The organism is Neobacillus canaveralius, from assembly GCF_047237705.1.
Classification (GTDB): domain Bacteria; phylum Bacillota; class Bacilli; order Bacillales; family Cytobacillaceae; genus Neobacillus; species Neobacillus niacini_K.
This window is the reverse complement of record NZ_JBDFLL010000001.1, coordinates 2095894-2112165: the sequence shown is the minus strand read 5'-3', so window position 1 is coordinate 2112165 and position 16272 is coordinate 2095894. Positions and strand designations below refer to the sequence as shown.

Here is a 16272-nt window from a genome sequence, read left to right as displayed (position 1 = left end):
TGCTTATTAAACAAGCATAGTATAATATCTTTTCCTTGAAAAATACAAAAGACTACTCTGGGCATGAGTCGTCTTTTTTCTCTACAAAGTAGAAATTTTAAGCTTTGCATGATGTTTATAAGCAATCTTCTTAATCATTCGTGTAAGTACGTCGTCGCTGAGATCTGCTAATTCATCAGATAAGATTAATGAATTATTGGTTGCATAATCCGCCCATTCATACTTTGTAGAATAAGCGGTCCTACCAACAAAACGCGGAAAACATACGCTAAGCAAATACCAATCTAAAAAAAGTCAATTCCTGTACGCTAAGGGAAAAACGGCTTCTTTTTATCTTATTTGTTTTATTCTAAAAGTCGATTCATTTTCGTACAGAATTGCTTGTTTAACTAACCGATAGTTAAAGTACAATTTTTCATAAACTTTTTTGTAGAATAAGAAAAAAGGCGACCTTCTCCTTGAAGAATCGCATCCTTTAGTTTAAGTAAAATACTTCACGATCTACTTCTATTACTAAACATATACCTATTATTCATTAGGTATTTTCTCTTGTTTCCTTTTTAACAAAGTCCCACTCTACCTCTATTCTAATTTCCGCATTTATCGTCCAAAAGAGCGACTGAAAGATTGTCCAGATTGCACAATCTGACGTGCATTTTTTAAACGGAGAGACTCATATTCCAAAAGAGCCTCAGCTGCTGCGGATCCTTTAATTCCCTTTGCAACGCAGTCGGCCAAGGTAGCAGCATCTTGTAATGAAGCATTAAATCCCGATGCAGTTAGTGGTGTGGGTACATGTGCAGCATCTCCAACGATTGCTATACGTCCTTTCACAAGATTATCAGGAACGTATTCGGCAATCGGTGTTCCTATAAGGTTACGTGTTTGAATGCTATGAAGAGTCGCGTCTAACCATGGTTGAGGCCATCTAACAGAAGCTTGTTCAGCTAGCTCAATCAGTGTCTGTTCTGGAATGTCAGGAGCATTAAGCGAATGTCGCACAACGTTTCCTTCCACACATCCAAGACTACGTAACAAATCATTTCGAGTGTTATCGTACCAAGCCCATCCTAGTCGTCTATGTCCTAGAGCACGAGAACCGTCTGTTCCAGCAACAATAGAACCGAGTAAAAAGTCACCACTCCCATCTAGCATAGTAGTCATCGGGGCATTACGGCTTGGTCGATGTTCTTCAGGGATATCATTCTCATCTACAATAGCTACCCATATCATGTATCCCGCAAAAGTTGCGTCCGGTTTATACGGTGAAACATGATGTCGCACCGTGCTGCGGTGACCATCAGCACCAATCAAAATATCTCCACGGAATGTCTCTCCCTTACCCGTCACAACCCAAGCAGAGTCGTCGTCCTGATTAACAGTTTGAACGCGAGTATCATAACGTAAGTCGATTCTAGGATCAGCTTCGGCTTCTGCGCGCAATCGAGACTGTACAGATGACCAAGCCTCAACAGACCTAATACCACCAGAAGCAAGTTTTCTTAAGACTTTCGCTGTTATAGTTCGATCAATATCTCCACTGTCAACTTGAAGAACAGCGCCACTACGTGATTTCACTCCAGCTCTCTCTAAAATTGTAACCTTCAGCCCAGCTCGCGCAAGAGCAATCCCTGCCATTAGTCCAGAAAGCGACGCACCGACAACTACAGCAGATTCGTTTGCTTCTTGAATGAATTCGGTAAAAGTGTCATTGATTGATTCACTCAGGAAATTATCCTTTCCTACATTTTTTTCAGTCATTGTATTTTCTCCTTATCCTATAACTAACTTGCCCCGATAGTTGAAGAAGTCCCTCCTGTTTCAAATTATTGATTGACGTCGATAACTCTAGTAAAAAAGAAATATCTGATATTAACCAATTACATCTCTCCCGACATCGATAAAATAAATGGCTGTTGACTTGACCACTAATTAGTGTCCGGTCAACTTTTCCATCTCTTTGGGATATCGATCGCCAATCAGTTTAATCTGTGAGGTTGCGACCTCTATCATCATCTTCAGGTGCCAGCTCTATGTCAGCTGCTCCCAGATTTTGTTCTAGTCGATTTATTTTTCACGTACCTGGGCTTGGAACAATCCACGGCTTTTGAGCTAGTAGCCAGGCAAAGCCAATTTGGGCAAGAGTTACATTTTTTGTTCTGCAACCTTTTTAAGTAAATTAACTAGAGCTTGATTTTCTTAAAGATGCTTTAACTAAGAATAGTTGAATAAGAACTCAATAATTTTAAAAAACAGCCCGATAGAAGCTGAAGGCACTGTAAAAATGCCCTATTGAAAAAAGGTATAATCCCTCATAATTGCAAGGGATTATACCTTTTTGCTTTTAGTCTCCATTTCAAACAGTTACACAATTAATTTATACTCTATATAGCGCACTGATCCAAGTGCAAGTGATGGCCATTATCGACAAGTCTCCCACGGTGATTCCACCGATGACAGCGCCCGTGGCAAAGCCGAGCTACACGAAGTAACTGTACAGACTAAGCATAATACCAAGTTGCAGGAATCAGTGAACCTAAAAAGAATGGACCAATTCCTATTTTTCATTTCTCCTCGTGGATAGTCAATATTGCAATTATGACGGATCGCTCACGCGGTGACTCAGCGTGATCTTCGGAGGAGACAGAAGTAATGGACTCATACGTTCCATAACTCTTTCCACATTCGGATGCTGAGCGTGCTCCGCAACAGCTTTTTCATTAACCCAACCATCGAGGATGTAAAAAGTGTTGGGCTCTTCAATCTTTTGGTATAAGTCGTAGTAAAGGCACCCTTCCTCAAGACGTGCAGGTCCTACAAGTTCCAGGAGAAGTTCTTTTACCTTTGCACGGTTCGGCGTTTCACAACTTACTTCGCAAATGATGTGTTGTTCGTCTGATTTTAAGCTTTGCATTGGTCATCCCTCCTTTTTAGTTGGCAGAGCCCGAATGTCATCTGGCTTTACCTTCAACGAGCAAACGAATGTTGATCGACCACCGATCAATTTTTCCCCGCATACACTCGTGTCTGCCCGCCATCGACCACCAGATCGATTCCCGTAATGAAGCTGCTCGCATCAGAGGCTAGAAAGACTACGGCGTCACCGATATCTTCCGGCGTTCCGACACGCCCTACAGGAATCTCACTCGTGACTCGCTGCGCGTAATCGGACACCTGTTCTTCGGTCATTTTTTGCTCGGTGCGGTATCCCTCCGTCGGCACAACGCCCGGGCTAACCGAATTCACTCTAATGCCCCGATGCTTGAGGTCTGTGGTCCAGCTGCGTGCAAGCGAACGGACGGCTGCCTTGGTCGCCGCATAAACCGCAAAACCTGGAAGACCCATGTCGGCGGTAATCGAAGCGTTCAGAATAACTGAAGCACCATCCTTGAGAATCGGAAGCATTGTCTGAACGGTAAAGATTACGCCCTTGATATTGACACCCAACAAGTGGTCGATTTCCCCCTCGGTGAGATCTTCGAATGCGATGGGTTTGCCTCCGCCAGCATTTGCGAAAATGATATCGAGGCCTCCGTGCTCTTTCTGGATAGTCTCGGCGAGACGCTCCAAATCGTCCTTCTTGGTAACATCAACTGCAATCCCACGCACCGATGTTCCGAGCCGCGCTGCCGCCTGTTCAATCTGTTCTTGTCGCCGAGAGACAATATATACGAATGCTCCAGCCTCGGATAAGCGCTTAGCAGCGCCGAAGCCAATCCCAGCGCTGCCCCCTGTTACGAGTGCCACGCGTCCTTCCAATGTTTTTGATTGCAGTTTTTCAATATTCATATCTTCCATTGAGTCATACCCACTTTCCCATAATTACATGTATTAAATATTATCTAAATGTCGTTTCACCACAATTAACTATGTCCAACGATTGCGTGCGGAACATAGGGCTCTTCCAAGTACGCCACATCTTCCGGCGTTAGCGAAACGGAAAGAGAAGCTACTGCATCTTCGAGATGAGAGATTTTTGTAGCACCGACAATAGGAGCTGTTACCGGTTCTTTCTGCAGTAGCCAGGCAAGTGCAATATGCGAGCGTGGAACATCATGCTTTTCTGCAAGCTCGACAACACGTTCTACGATTAATCGATCGGCATCTGCTGTTGCATCATACTTCGTTTTTTGGACATTATCCGTTTCTGAACGAAGCGTTGTTTCCGACCAATCACGTGTCAATCTTCCCGATGCGAGCGGGCTGTAAGGTGTGACGGCGATCTTTTCTTCCTTGCAGAGCGGCAGCATCTCCCTTTCTTCCTCACGGTACATGAGGTTTAGGTGGTTCTGCATGGATACAAACTTTGTCCAACCGTTTTTCTCAGCAATATGATTTGCCTTTAGAAATTGCCACGCATACATTGCAGAAGCACCAATGTATCTTGCCTTGCCGGCCTTCACAACATCATGCAATGCTTCCATCGTTTCTTCGATTGGAGTATTGTAATCCCACCGATGGGTAATATAGAGGTCCACATAATCTGTATCAAGGCGTTTAAGGCTTTTATCAATTTCGCTCATGATTGTCTTCCGAGAAAGTCCAATACTATTTGGACCGTCGTGCATTGGAAAATGAACTTTTGTTGCAAGGACGATTTCATCACGATTTGCAAAATCCCTTAAAGCACGTCCCACAAATTCCTCACTCATTCCGTCTGAATACACATTTGCTGTATCAAAGAAATTGATCCCTAATTCTAGTGCCTTTTTTATTATCGGACGGCTCTTCTCCTCATCAATTACCCATTTTTGGGGCCAGCGCTCTGATGGTACACCAAAGCCCATCGTACCCAGGCAAACCCGTGATACATCCAAACCGGTATTTCCAAGTTTTGCATATTCCATTTGTTTCATCCCTCTTTCTTATAGATATAAAACAGCTCTTAAACCTTTAATAAAAAAACATGTATAGATATGAAATTGTCAGCTTACTTTAAAATTTACGCTCACTCGTAATATTGTTCTCGGTACTTCATTGTATAAGAGCTTTAAATATCATATTTACGATTACCGATCATTCTCACATTTTCAGGATTGTTATGATCAAAGATAAGGTGCTTTTTCGTATCTAACGTAGCAATTGTCTCCATATCCTCTTGGCTTAATTCAAAGTCAAAGATATTGAAGTTTTCAATGATTCTTTCTTTACGAACAGACTTTGGAATTACAACGACTTCTCTTTGTGTTAACCAACGTAAAATTACCTGAGAAACAGATTTATTATACTTTTCAGCCAGTGATACTAAAACTTCATTCTGGAAAACATTATGTTTTCCTTGAGCAAAAGGACCCCAGGACTCGATCTGAACATTATTTTCTTTCATAAATTTAGCACTTTCTACTTGTTGGGTGAAAGGATGTGTTTCAATCTGGTTCACGGCAGGAATTACTTCATTATGATCCATCAAATCTACCAGACGGTCCATATGGAAGTTGCTAACTCCGATAGCTCTGATTTTTCCCTCACGATACAATTCTTCCATAGCACGCCAAGAACCGTATATATCACCAAAAGGCTGATGAATTAAATATAAATCCAAATAATCCACTTGTAATTTTTCTAGTGATTTTGCAAATGCCTTTTTTGTATTCTCATAACCAGCATCCTGAATCCAGAGTTTTGTCGTAATAAAGATTTCCTCTCTTGGCACACCACTTCGTTTGATTGCTTTGCCAACTGCTTCTTCATTTAGATATGCAGCAGCCGTATCAATCAGACGATAGCCTGCCATAAGGGCATCATAAACGCTTTGTTCACATTCATTTGCATCTTCCATCAGATACACACCAAAGCCTAGAATAGGCATCTCAACACCATTGTTCAAAATTACTTTCTGCATATATAATCCTCCTATTTTATAAATATATGAGTCAAGTTACTGATGTTTATCCCATTTATGTCCTCTGTTAGGACTTACAATTTCAGTAACCTGATCTATCATAACCCTATCACATTCGAGTAACACGAAGTCAATAGTTCACTATAACCAAGGTCTCTTCGTTTAACTCTGTCTTTTTAAAAGGTAAATAGTCTCGCTTCCACTCATTTTAAAAAAGTCAGGTTTCTTATTAGAGCTCTTGCTGTGTAGGGCGAATAATCATCTCATTAATCCCTACATCAGATGGTTGCTCAATGGCAAAGGCAATGGCACGAGCAATACTTTTTGGGTCTATCGCAATTTTGTAGAAGTCATCTATTGCAGATTTTAGTTCTGAACCTGAAATTGTTTCTGGTAAATCAGTAGCAACTACTCCTGGCGAGATAATAGTTGTACGAATATTGTTACCAAGTTCTTCTTTCCGGAGGCCTTCAGAAATTGCACGTACAGCAAATTTTGTACCACTATAAACCGCACTTGCGGACATTACTTCGTGTCCTGCTACTGAAGAAATATTAATAATATGTCCTTCTTTTCTTTCTCTCATAGAAGGAAGAACAGCACCAATACCATAAAGTACACCTTTGATGTTCACATCAATCATCGTATCCCATTCATGGATTTTCTTCTCATGAAGAGGTGATAGGGGCATTAACCCTGCATTGTTGACCATTACATCAATTTTCCCAAACTCTTTAATAGCATATTCAGATAGCTCTTCCATTTGATCATGCGAAGTCACATCGGTCACTTTATAAATAGCTTCTCCGCCATTTTCTTGAATCTCTTCTTGTAGTTTCTTTAATCGATCTTCACGACGAGCTGCTAGCACCAACTTCGCACCTTTAGAAGCAAGTTCTTTTGCTGTATTTTCTCCGATTCCACTAGAAGCACCCGTAATAATGACAACTTTATCTTGTATACTAGACAACTAAATAACATCCTTTCTTAATAAACAACTTTAAGATTTTATTTTTGCTTTTCTTTCGAAAACAATTCTTTAGCAACCATAATGGCTGACATTGCTTTTGGCCAGCTAGCATAAAAAGCAAGATGGGTAATGACTTCGATAAGTTCTTCTTCTGAAAGACCGTTTTCCTTTGCTTTGTTTAAATGAAATCCTAGTTGTTGTGTATTTCCACCTGTTATTAATGAAGATACGGTAATTAAACTGCGTTCACGAGGAGAAAGCTCCTTACGCTCCCATACATCTGCAAATAATACATCATCATTTAATTGAACAAGTTTAGGAGCAAAATCTCCGATCATTTTTTGTGCAGGAGTAAGTTCTTTTGAATTTTGCATTTTATATCCATCCCTTCATTTTTTCACTCTTATTTTATATAGAAGAAACTTGTCAAAAAAGTAGCTTTCGCTCAATCGAAGAAACCACCATTAATTAAAACCAAGCACTGAATGCGGCACATACGGCTCTTCCAAGAACGCGATTTCATCAGGTGTTAATGAAATTGAAAGAGCAGTTACCGCATCTTCAAGATTAGACATTTTCGTAGCCCCTATTATAGGAGAAGTAACAGGCTCCTTTTGCAGCAACCAAGCAAGCGCGATTTGAGCGCGGGGAATACCGCGTTTTGCCGCCAATTCTGCTACTCGTTCTACCACTTTTCGGTCTGAATCGGATGTTATAGGGAAAAACTTCTGTCCTATTTCATCGTTTTCAGAACGATGTGTCGTTTCCTCCCAATCGCGCGTTAATCTTCCTTTGGCAAGCGGACTCCACGGAATTACCCCGATTTTTTCTTCCTTACAAAGTGGGAGCATTTCCCTCTCTTCCTCACGGTATAAGAGGTTTAAATGATTCTGCATCGATACAAACTTTGTCCATCTATTTTTCTCCGCAACATGGTTCGCCTTCAAAAATTGCCATGCGTGCATGGAAGAAGCACCAATGTATCTTACCTTCCCAGACTTTACCACATCATGTAATGCTTCCATCGTCTCTTCAATGGGAGTATGATAATCCCATCGATGGATTTGGTACAGATCCACATAATCCGTTCCGAGACGTCTAAGACTCTTATCAATTTCACTCATAATGGCCTTTCGGGAAAGCCCAGCACTATTTGGACCTTCATGCATAGGGAAATAAAGCTTCGTAGCGATGACTATTTCATCCCGATTTGCATAATCCTTTAGAGCCTGACCAACGATTTCCTCGCTTGTTCCGTCTGAATACCAGTTCGCTGTGTCAAAAAAATTAACACCTAACTCAAGGGCCTTTTTAATAATAGGACGACTACGTTCCTCGTTAAGTACCCATTTATGAGCCCACCGTTCTGCTACGCCAAAGCTCATACACCCAAGACAAAGTCGAGATACATCCAAGCCCGTATTTCCAAGTTTCACATATTCCAATTGATTAGTCCTCACTTTCGAATAGAAGTAAAACTACCATTGCCTATAATTTAAAAGGATGTTATTAATAGTGAAGTATCTCACCAATGGATTGGCTTTCCATCTCTGAATAACCCTCCATGAGGCCCTTCAGGTCCAATAGTCGCTAACCAAAGGATAGACTCAGCTGCTTGCTTTGGAGTTCTTGGAGCAGATGGTCCACCCATATCTGAACTTACCCATCCCGGACAGACTGCGTTTATTTTGATATCTCCTTTGATTTCCGCAGCTACCAATTGCGTCAATCCATTCAAGGCAAGTTTAGACAACTTATAGGCTCCTGCTCCTTGAACGGACATGTCTCTCATTGCCCCAAGTTCTGAAGATACATTAATAATTCTCCCATAGCGTTGCTTTTCCATGAGTGGCATAAAGGAATGGATGACATAATAAGCACCGAAGAAATTAGTTCTCATTGTTTTCTCCAGAATGGAAGGGTCCATAGTCAATAACTTTTCATTCTCATCAAAATACAAGCCAGCATTATTAAACAATACGTCTAATCTTCCATACTTCTCATTTACTGTAATCGCAGCTTGACGAATGCTTTCTTGATCGTCTACATCCATCATCACAAACGAAACATCCAGATCTAACCCCTTAAGTTTTTGGGCAGCTTCATGACCCCTCTTTGGATCGCGGCTTGCCAAAATGACCTTAAAACCTTTCAAAGCCAATTGTTTGACCAGCTCATATCCAATCCCTCGATTCCCGCCTGTGACAAAAGCAACTTGTTTATCCTGTGACATCTAACTCCGCCTTTTCTCTCCTCATAATAATCTTTACTAATCCTTATTGAGAAAGTTGTCTTTTGGAACTATACATGGTATTTCTCAGTAAAATAAATACTATACTTAATATCAAGAATAGGGCCCCTGCTAACAATACGCTTTGGATACCCATGCCCGATAGAAACATTCCGCCTACGGCCGAACCAATGGTTATTCCTAAGCTACCAAATGCTAGAAACAAGCCATTTGCAAATTCAGGAGCTTCTGGAACTGCAGACGCAATCCAAAATTGACTGATATTATTTCCAATAGCAAATAAGATTCCCCATAGCAAAATAATGATAAACATAGGTGCAGTTAACTTCCCCATTAGGAATACTAAGATGTAAATGGCTCCTAATGCGAATGGATAAGACACTACAGATTTGATGGCATTTTTAGTAAGTAACGTCCCTCCTACGAGGTTTCCAATTAAACTAGCCACTCCAAATATAACTAACATTAAACTGATCGTTTCCCCTGGTATTTTAGTAATGGTTTTAAGATACTCAGCAAGGTAAGTGTAAACCCCGAATATTGCTGCATTAATAAATATGACAGCAAAAATGGATAACCATAAAATTGGTTTTTTTAATACGCTTAATTGTGTTCCGTAAGAAAGTCTTTCCTTAACCGGCATAGAAGGTACAAATAGTAATGTAGCAATGAATGCAATAGCATTAACGATAGCAAAGAATACCAACGCATTTTCAACTGAAGTTGCATTAGCAATAAAGGTAGTGATTGGTACACCTATTACCATACCTGCTGATACTCCCAAAATCACTTTAGAAACAGCTTTTGGAGCTTGTTCCTGGGAAACTGAGCTAGCTGCTGCTGTTAAAGCTATTGAGATATAAACTGGATGTAAAAAGGCTGGAATCACACGAGCAATTAATGCAATTGTAAAGTTTGGTGCAAATATGGAGACAATGTTACCCAGAACGAAAACGCCAAGTACAAGTAACAAGACCTTCTTTCGATTTATACCAGAGAATAATAAAGGCAAAATTGGTCCAGATACAGCAACAGCAAGTGCGAAGAAACTCACTAGTAACCCTGCTGTAGATACACTGACATGAAAGTGTTCAGCAAGTAAAGGTAATATTCCAACGACTCCCATTTCTGTATTTAAGATGCCGAAAACTCCTAAAGTTAATATAAAAATAAACAAATTATTGCGGTTAGACATTATACCCTCTCCTATTTTCATTAATTATAAATCTTAACTTTTTGGTAATGCATTTCTATTAATAGCATGAACAGATACGTCAGCTGCAGCTGTTTCATGAACGGAAGATCTGGATTTGTACCATTGTGGATACTTATAACATCACCACCTTTCAATAGATATTTTAATCTCTTCTTTATGTTCACTCTTTACACCTTAAAGGAAAGACTGAAAGGAATTAGATACTTAGAACTTAAATATTAATCGAATGTTCGTTCATTTTAATCTCAAAAAAATATTAACTTTCACCCGTTATATATTAAACGAACATTCGATTATAGTCAATATATATTTTTATCAGAGAGAGCATGTTTTTTATACAATGGAGTTAACTAATACAGATTTAACCATTTGCTCCCTCTGAATGAAAAGTTTCAATGGAATCGATTTTCAAGCTTTTATAGCATCCCAACTCATATGAATAATCTCATCCATTTTTTTCTGATTCAATTCAAAATTTCCATTAAAATGTTCTTTAACCAATTCAATGACCGGTCTAAAAGTAAAGATAACCAGCAGATTCGTATCATAAACATTAATCGAACGTTCGCTCATTTTAATATCAAAAAAATATTAACTTTCACCTGTTATATGTTAAACGAACATTCGATTATAGTCAATATATATTTTTATCAGAGAGAGCATGTTTTTTATACAATGGAGTTAACTAATCCAGATTTAACCATTTGCTCCCTCTGAATGAAAAGTTTCAATGGAATCGACTTTTCAAGCTTTTATAGCATCCCAACTCATATGAATAATCTCATCCATTTTTTCCTGATTCAATTCAAAGTTTCCATTAAAATGTTCTTTGGCCAATTCAATGACCGGTCTAAAAGTAAAGATAACCAGCAGATTCGTATCATAAACATTAATCGAACGTTCGTTCATTTTAATATCAAAAAAATATTAACTTTCACCTGTTATATGTTAAACGAACATTCGATTATAGTCAATATATATTTTTATCAGAGAGAGCATGTTTTTTATACAATGGAGTTAACTAATCCAGATTTAACCATTTGCTCCCTCTGAATGAAAAGTTTCAATGGAATCGATTTTCAAGCTTTTATAGCATCCCAACTCATATGAATAATCTCATCCATTTTTTCCTGATTCAATTCAAAATTTCCATTAAAATGTTCTTTGGCCAATTCAATGACCGGTCTAAAAGTAAAGATAACCAGCAGATTCGTATCAACTTGTTTAAAAACATGTTGCTGTTTCCCTTTTTCAAATAAACTCTTATAGAGCGGTTCAAACAATTCTAAACTCTCTTCAAGAGAGATTTTGTGAAGTAGGGGTGAATTTTGAAACTGCTCAATAAACAAAAAGTAATCTTTATTGGTTAAGATAAAATGAATAAATTTCCTTAAAGAAGTTTCAAATGCTATTTGTAATGGAGTTGAATCATCGAAATTGGTGAATATTTCTAGACTCATCTTCTTTTTGACATTCAAAAATAATTTATTAAGCAAATCCTCCTTATTTTCAAAATAAACGTAAATAGTCGAAGCAGATACATTGGCTTTTTTAGCGATCTTCGACATAGAAACTCCGGCCAGACCCTGTTCATTTATTAAATCTATTGTTGCATTAAAGATGCATTCGTTTTTATTTTCGTCTTTATGTCTCATACGCCATATATTAAATGAACATTCGATTAAAGTCAAGCGGTTCTGACGGACAACTATATTGACAATCAATAACTATTCCTATTAAACTAACTTTCTTCACAATCTCTTCTCTATATTAACATAAATATCCACTTCTCTGTTTAAACCACAAACGACCGTTTTTGGTTATAAACAGAGAACTTCTTTAAAGCCTCAAAAACTAGCTGCAGCATCTTTCGCCGCATCGTCTCTTCGTATTGCTGTAATTCGGTAATGTCACGGACGGTAGAAACCGCTCCAATCAATTCACCGTCCAAGTAAATAGGTGCCCGATTAATAATGGCCGTACGCTTTCCCAGTTTGCACAGTTGATCCAGCTGTACACTTTGCTCTGAAAGACCTTTAATAAACCTGGCTGGACCGGGTTTACCTCTGTCAAAATTTGCCGATAGCCTGCTTCATGGGAACCCCAAGCCAGTCAGCCGCCGCCTGATTATAAGTATCATCCCTGCGGTTACACCCAAAATGATTTTAGAAACAGCCTTTGGGACCTCTGCCTTGCTAACGGATGAAGCAGCTACCAAATTATTCTGTTTCGGCATAAATTTATCCCCCTTCTTTATTACTTTTGACAAGTCACCCTACTTCTCACATAAAAAGTCTACATATTTTTGAAACATATATGGTTGTAACTTTGAAGTAAAGTTTGTTTTATACCTGTATTGCTCTAAAATCGCTGCGGTTTAATTCTAATTCTTCACTCCCATGATTAAAAACTCCCTTCCAGATTTAATGAAGGGAGTTTTTCCAAACTTATTATATAAACCTGATTTGGTTTAGTATTGCACGAATAGATTAGTATCATTATGTTAAGGTATCGAACATCAATAAGAATCTAAAATGTTTAAATACGTTTCTAAGATAAATCTTCCCCATTAGTCTCAATCACTTTTTTGTACCAATCGAAGCTATCCTTTTTATGGCGAGAATTGTCACCCGTTCCATCGTCATGGCGATCAACATAAATAAAACCATAACGTTTATACATTTCGCCCGTACCAATACTTACTAAATCGATCGGACCCCATGCCGTATACCCAATAACTGGTATCCCATCTGCCACTGCTTCTTTCACTGCAGTTATATGTTGTCTCAAGTAATCGATGCGGTAAGGATCGTGAATGGAACCATCTTCTTCCATCTTATCGATCCCACCAAATCCATTCTCAACAATCATCAACGGCGTATGTGGATAGCGATCATGCAGGTTTTTAAGCACATATTTTATTCCTTCAGGGTCAATTTGCCAACCCCAGTCTGAAATTTCCAGGTAAGGATTTTTCGCTCCACCAACGATATTTCCACCGACTATTCCAACTGTAGGATCAGTGGTAATACAATTAGACATATAATATGAGAATGTATACAAATCAACGGTTCCTTCTTTAAGGATTTGCTTATCTTCTTCTGTAATAAATGAATCATCAATACTATTTTTCTTAAAAAAGTCCAAAACAAAGGTTGGGTACTCACCACGAACCATCACATCACCACAGTAATAATTAAACATTTGATCTTTCGTTTGTGTCGCCAGTACATCTTTAGGATTTGGCGTTAACGGATACCACGGAACATTACACAACATACAGCCAACTTGTAAGCCCATATCTAGCTCGTGTGCTGCTTTAACAGCTAAAGCAGAAGCGATAAATTGATTGTGAGTACCTTCGTAACGATTCGGTAGAACAGGCAATTCACTAATAGATATAGGTTTTTTCAAACTCCAAACAGAATCATCCACCATTCCAAGATGACTTAACGCTGTACCTTCTAGTGGTGCACCATTGATTTCATTAAATGTTAGCCAATATTTCACTCGATCGCCAAATCGCTCAAAACAAACTTTAGCGTAGTTAACAAATAAATCGATGGTATTCCGACTTGCAAATCCATTATACTTTTTGACAATTTCCCATGGAATTTCGTAATGGCAAAGGGTCACCAACGGTTGGATACCATATTTCAAGCATTCGTTAAATACATCATCATAAAATTGTAGTCCTTTTTCATTCGGTTCAGCATCGTCACCATTTGGAAAAATACGCGACCATGCAATGGATAGACGTAGCGTTTTAAAGCCCATTTCACCAAAAAGTGCAATGTCTTCTTTATAACGATGATAAAAATCAATCGCTTCATGAGTTGGATAATAGGCTCCTTCTACTTTCTCAGTAAAAAACATTCGCTCTTTATTTACACTTCCGCCTGTTATCATATCGGCAGTTGAGAGACCCTTTCCATCTTCCAAGTAAGCTCCTTCTACTTGACTCGCTGAAATAGCGCCACCCCATAGGAAATCTTTCATAAATGACATTATATATTCACCTACATTAATTATTTTTTTCTGCTTTAACTTTGTATAAAACTACAGTCATAAAAAAGTTTCTAATGGGAAGAGGACTTAAATCTCTCCCCAGATTTCTTAAAAAAAGATCCTTAAACCACTAATGTTAATAAACTTTCTTCTGCCTGAACCTCTTCTTTTTTCATATCAATAATATCGATATAACGGTCTGTATTTGTAATAATAATTGGAGTAATCACCGGATACCCAGCTTCTTTAATTTTTTCAATATCAAAATTAACTAATAGGTCACCTTGGCTCACCCGATCTCCCTGTTTAACAACTGGTGAATAATATTTTCCTTCTAATTGAACAGTATTGATTCCGATATGGATTAATATTTCTGCTCCCTCATCTGATGTGATACCAATTGCATGCCCTGTCGGGAAAACTATTGTGACAATACCGTTCACAGGTGACACAGCTTTTCCAACAGTCGGTTCAATAGCAACCCCTTTTCCCATAGCTGCTGATGAAAACACTGGATCATCGACATCGGCTAACGGTTTAATTACCCCAGTTAATGGGCTAACAATCGCTTCTTTTTTTATCATTGTCTTTCCTGCTTCTACCTTGTTTTCTTCAATGATTTTTTCCACTTCTATTTTCTTTTTATCTTCATATCCGAAAACTAATGTAAGCAGTAGTGCTAAAATCATAGAACCAACTATAGCAATTATATAAGGTACCATTGGTGAATTTACTGCAATAGCAAACAATGAAGGCAACACTAACGCTGTTTGTTTTACACCAAAGAATCCAATAATCGCTCCACCAATTGCTCCACTAATAATCAAATATGGTATAGTACGTTTATATCGGACTATAAATCCGTAAATAATGGGCTCTGTTACCCCACCTACTAATGCTGGAAATACTGTAGATCCTGCAACTGTCTTAACTTTTGCGTCTTTTGATCTTATCGTAATACCAATTGCTATACCTATTTGGGCAAAAATAGCTGCTGCAACCATAGCTAAGAGTGGATCTGCACCATTCGCAAGGTTTGCTGCAACAATAGGTGTTAACCCAACGTGGATACCAAGCATAACTAAGAAAGCCCAAGAACCTCCCATTACAGCTCCAGCTAACATACCACTTTTTCCAGTTAAGAAACTAATAAGTCCACTTATTCCTTCACCGACATAAACTCCAAATGGACCAAATGCCATTGCGGTTAAAGGGACCATAATCATTAATGACAACATTGGAACTAAGAACATTTGTATATCTTTGTGAACAATTTTCTTTAAGAATTTTTCTAGAATCGAATATAAAATTATAGCTATAAAAATCGGAAAAACAGTAGATGAATAATTCATTGGGACTATTGGTATGCCTAAGAATTCTGATGTTTTCCCTGCTATTAATCCCGTAAAATTAGGTTCTAATAATGCTGCTCCAATTGAAGCTCCTACATATGGATTGGCACCCAATTTGATTGAAAGGGTAACAGCAAGTATAACTGGTAAGAAATAAAATAATGCATTCCCTGCCGCAGCCAATATATGATAAGTTCCACTATCTGGAGACAAAATATGATATGTCGTTAGAATTGCCAATAATCCTTTAAGCACACCTGATCCTGCCATTGCTCCTATTAATGGAGTAAAACTTCCAGAAATAATATCAAATATTTTTGAAGCAATTGATATTTTTTCATCATTTGCCGAATTAGTATCTACCGAAAATTTACCTATTTGGTTTATTTCCTTATAAACATAAGGAACTTCATTTCCAATAACAACTTGAAGTTGTCCTCCACTCTCAACCACAGTTAATACACCATCAAGTTTTTGAATTTCAGCTTTATTTGCACTTGCACGATTTTTTAACTTGAATCTTAATCTAGTAGCACAATGAGTAAGACCTACTACATTTTGTTCCCCTCCAACTAGATCAAGAATTTCTTTTGCTAAGCTTTGGTAACTCATTTTCTTCACTCCTTTAGTGAA

Annotated in this window: 18 protein-coding genes; all 18 read right to left on the bottom strand. The window is 38.4% G+C overall.

All coding sequences use genetic code 11. The features are described from left to right. Positions 1–600: 600 nt before the first annotated feature. The 18 genes from ABC255_RS10785 to ABC255_RS10700 all read right to left on the bottom strand — a co-directional run bounded on the left by ABC255_RS10785 (position 601) and on the right by ABC255_RS10700 (position 16251). Positions 601–1578, bottom strand: coding sequence for an FAD-dependent monooxygenase (locus ABC255_RS10785; RefSeq protein ID WP_412993388.1), 978 nt, complete (start codon positions 1576–1578; stop codon positions 601–603). Positions 1579–2596: 1018 nt separating this feature from the next. Then, the gene (locus tag ABC255_RS10780; RefSeq protein ID WP_412993386.1) at positions 2597–2914 is read right to left on the bottom strand and encodes a putative quinol monooxygenase; all 318 of its coding nucleotides are present in this window, start codon (positions 2912–2914) and stop codon (positions 2597–2599) included. An 86-nt stretch (positions 2915–3000) separates the two neighbouring features. Further along, positions 3001–3789: an SDR family NAD(P)-dependent oxidoreductase gene (locus tag ABC255_RS10775; protein WP_412993385.1), complete on the bottom strand. Its 789-nt coding sequence runs from the start codon at positions 3787–3789 to the stop codon at positions 3001–3003. 74 nt (positions 3790–3863) lie between these two features. Next, entirely contained in the window at positions 3864–4847 is a 984-nt protein-coding gene (locus ABC255_RS10770; RefSeq protein WP_335555489.1) for an aldo/keto reductase, read from the bottom strand. Between the two features lie 143 nt (positions 4848–4990). Further along, positions 4991–5842, bottom strand: coding sequence for an aldo/keto reductase (locus ABC255_RS10765; RefSeq protein WP_335555487.1), 852 nt, complete (start codon positions 5840–5842; stop codon positions 4991–4993). Between the two features lie 229 nt (positions 5843–6071). After that, positions 6072–6812, bottom strand: a complete 741-nt coding sequence (locus ABC255_RS10760; RefSeq protein ID WP_335555484.1) for an SDR family oxidoreductase — start codon at positions 6810–6812, stop codon at positions 6072–6074. 38 nt (positions 6813–6850) lie between these two features. Continuing rightward, on the bottom strand, positions 6851–7186 hold the full coding sequence (locus ABC255_RS10755; RefSeq protein WP_335555481.1) for a carboxymuconolactone decarboxylase family protein: 336 nt from the start codon (positions 7184–7186) through the stop codon (positions 6851–6853). 90 nt (positions 7187–7276) lie between these two features. Further along, positions 7277–8257, bottom strand: a complete 981-nt coding sequence (locus ABC255_RS10750; RefSeq protein WP_412993382.1) for an aldo/keto reductase — start codon at positions 8255–8257, stop codon at positions 7277–7279. 80 nt (positions 8258–8337) lie between these two features. Continuing rightward, positions 8338–9045, bottom strand: a complete 708-nt coding sequence (locus ABC255_RS10745; protein WP_412993380.1) for an SDR family oxidoreductase — start codon at positions 9043–9045, stop codon at positions 8338–8340. 43 nt (positions 9046–9088) lie between these two features. Continuing rightward, positions 9089–10258, bottom strand: coding sequence for an MFS transporter (locus ABC255_RS10740; RefSeq protein ID WP_335555475.1), 1170 nt, complete (start codon positions 10256–10258; stop codon positions 9089–9091). A gap of 20 nt (positions 10259–10278) precedes the next feature. Next, a complete protein-coding gene (locus ABC255_RS10735; RefSeq protein WP_335555473.1) occupies positions 10279–10443 on the bottom strand; it encodes a hypothetical protein in 165 nt (54 codons plus the stop codon). A gap of 244 nt (positions 10444–10687) precedes the next feature. Then, positions 10688–10852, bottom strand: a complete 165-nt coding sequence (locus ABC255_RS10730; protein WP_412993378.1) for a hypothetical protein — start codon at positions 10850–10852, stop codon at positions 10688–10690. 171 nt (positions 10853–11023) lie between these two features. Then, positions 11024–11188, bottom strand: coding sequence for a hypothetical protein (locus tag ABC255_RS10725; RefSeq protein WP_412993376.1), 165 nt, complete (start codon positions 11186–11188; stop codon positions 11024–11026). A 170-nt stretch (positions 11189–11358) separates the two neighbouring features. Continuing rightward, on the bottom strand, positions 11359–12003 hold the full coding sequence (locus ABC255_RS10720; RefSeq protein ID WP_412993374.1) for a TetR/AcrR family transcriptional regulator: 645 nt from the start codon (positions 12001–12003) through the stop codon (positions 11359–11361). Positions 12004–12074: 71 nt separating this feature from the next. Next, positions 12075–12230, bottom strand: coding sequence for a hypothetical protein (locus ABC255_RS10715; protein ID WP_412993372.1), 156 nt, complete (start codon positions 12228–12230; stop codon positions 12075–12077). Between the two features lie 141 nt (positions 12231–12371). Next, entirely contained in the window at positions 12372–12515 is a 144-nt protein-coding gene (locus ABC255_RS10710) for a hypothetical protein (protein WP_335555467.1), read from the bottom strand. A gap of 314 nt (positions 12516–12829) precedes the next feature. After that, positions 12830–14287 carry a glycoside hydrolase family 1 protein gene (locus ABC255_RS10705; protein WP_412993369.1) on the bottom strand — a complete coding sequence of 486 codons (1458 nt, stop codon included), beginning with the start codon at positions 14285–14287 and terminating at the stop codon, positions 12830–12832. 122 nt (positions 14288–14409) lie between these two features. Beyond that, positions 14410–16251 carry a beta-glucoside-specific PTS transporter subunit IIABC gene (locus ABC255_RS10700; protein ID WP_412993367.1) on the bottom strand — a complete coding sequence of 614 codons (1842 nt, stop codon included), beginning with the start codon at positions 16249–16251 and terminating at the stop codon, positions 14410–14412. Positions 16252–16272 lie beyond the last annotated feature (21 nt).

Bases quoted from the DNA above. Each gene is read 5' to 3' on its own strand.
- ABC255_RS10780 (WP_412993386.1), bottom strand. From the start codon at position 2,914: ATGCAAAGCTTAAAATCAGACGAACAACACATCATTTGCGAAGTAAGT.
- ABC255_RS10775 (WP_412993385.1), bottom strand. From the start codon at position 3,789: ATGAATATTGAAAAACTGCAATCAAAAACATTGGAAGGACGCGTGGCA.
- ABC255_RS10770 (WP_335555489.1), bottom strand. From the start codon at position 4,847: ATGGAATATGCAAAACTTGGAAATACCGGTTTGGATGTATCACGGGTT.
- ABC255_RS10765 (WP_335555487.1), bottom strand. From the start codon at position 5,842: ATGCAGAAAGTAATTTTGAACAATGGTGTTGAGATGCCTATTCTAGGC.
- ABC255_RS10755 (WP_335555481.1), bottom strand. From the start codon at position 7,186: ATGCAAAATTCAAAAGAACTTACTCCTGCACAAAAAATGATCGGAGAT.
- ABC255_RS10745 (WP_412993380.1), bottom strand. From the start codon at position 9,045: ATGTCACAGGATAAACAAGTTGCTTTTGTCACAGGCGGGAATCGAGGG.
- ABC255_RS10740 (WP_335555475.1), bottom strand. From the start codon at position 10,258: ATGTCTAACCGCAATAATTTGTTTATTTTTATATTAACTTTAGGAGTT.
- ABC255_RS10730 (WP_412993378.1), bottom strand. From the start codon at position 10,852: ATGAGCGAACGTTCGATTAATGTTTATGATACGAATCTGCTGGTTATC.
- ABC255_RS10725 (WP_412993376.1), bottom strand. From the start codon at position 11,188: ATGAACGAACGTTCGATTAATGTTTATGATACGAATCTGCTGGTTATC.
- ABC255_RS10710 (WP_335555467.1), bottom strand. From the start codon at position 12,515: ATGCCGAAACAGAATAATTTGGTAGCTGCTTCATCCGTTAGCAAGGCA.
- ABC255_RS10705 (WP_412993369.1), bottom strand. From the start codon at position 14,287: ATGTCATTTATGAAAGATTTCCTATGGGGTGGCGCTATTTCAGCGAGT.
- ABC255_RS10700 (WP_412993367.1), bottom strand. From the start codon at position 16,251: ATGAGTTACCAAAGCTTAGCAAAAGAAATTCTTGATCTAGTTGGAGGG.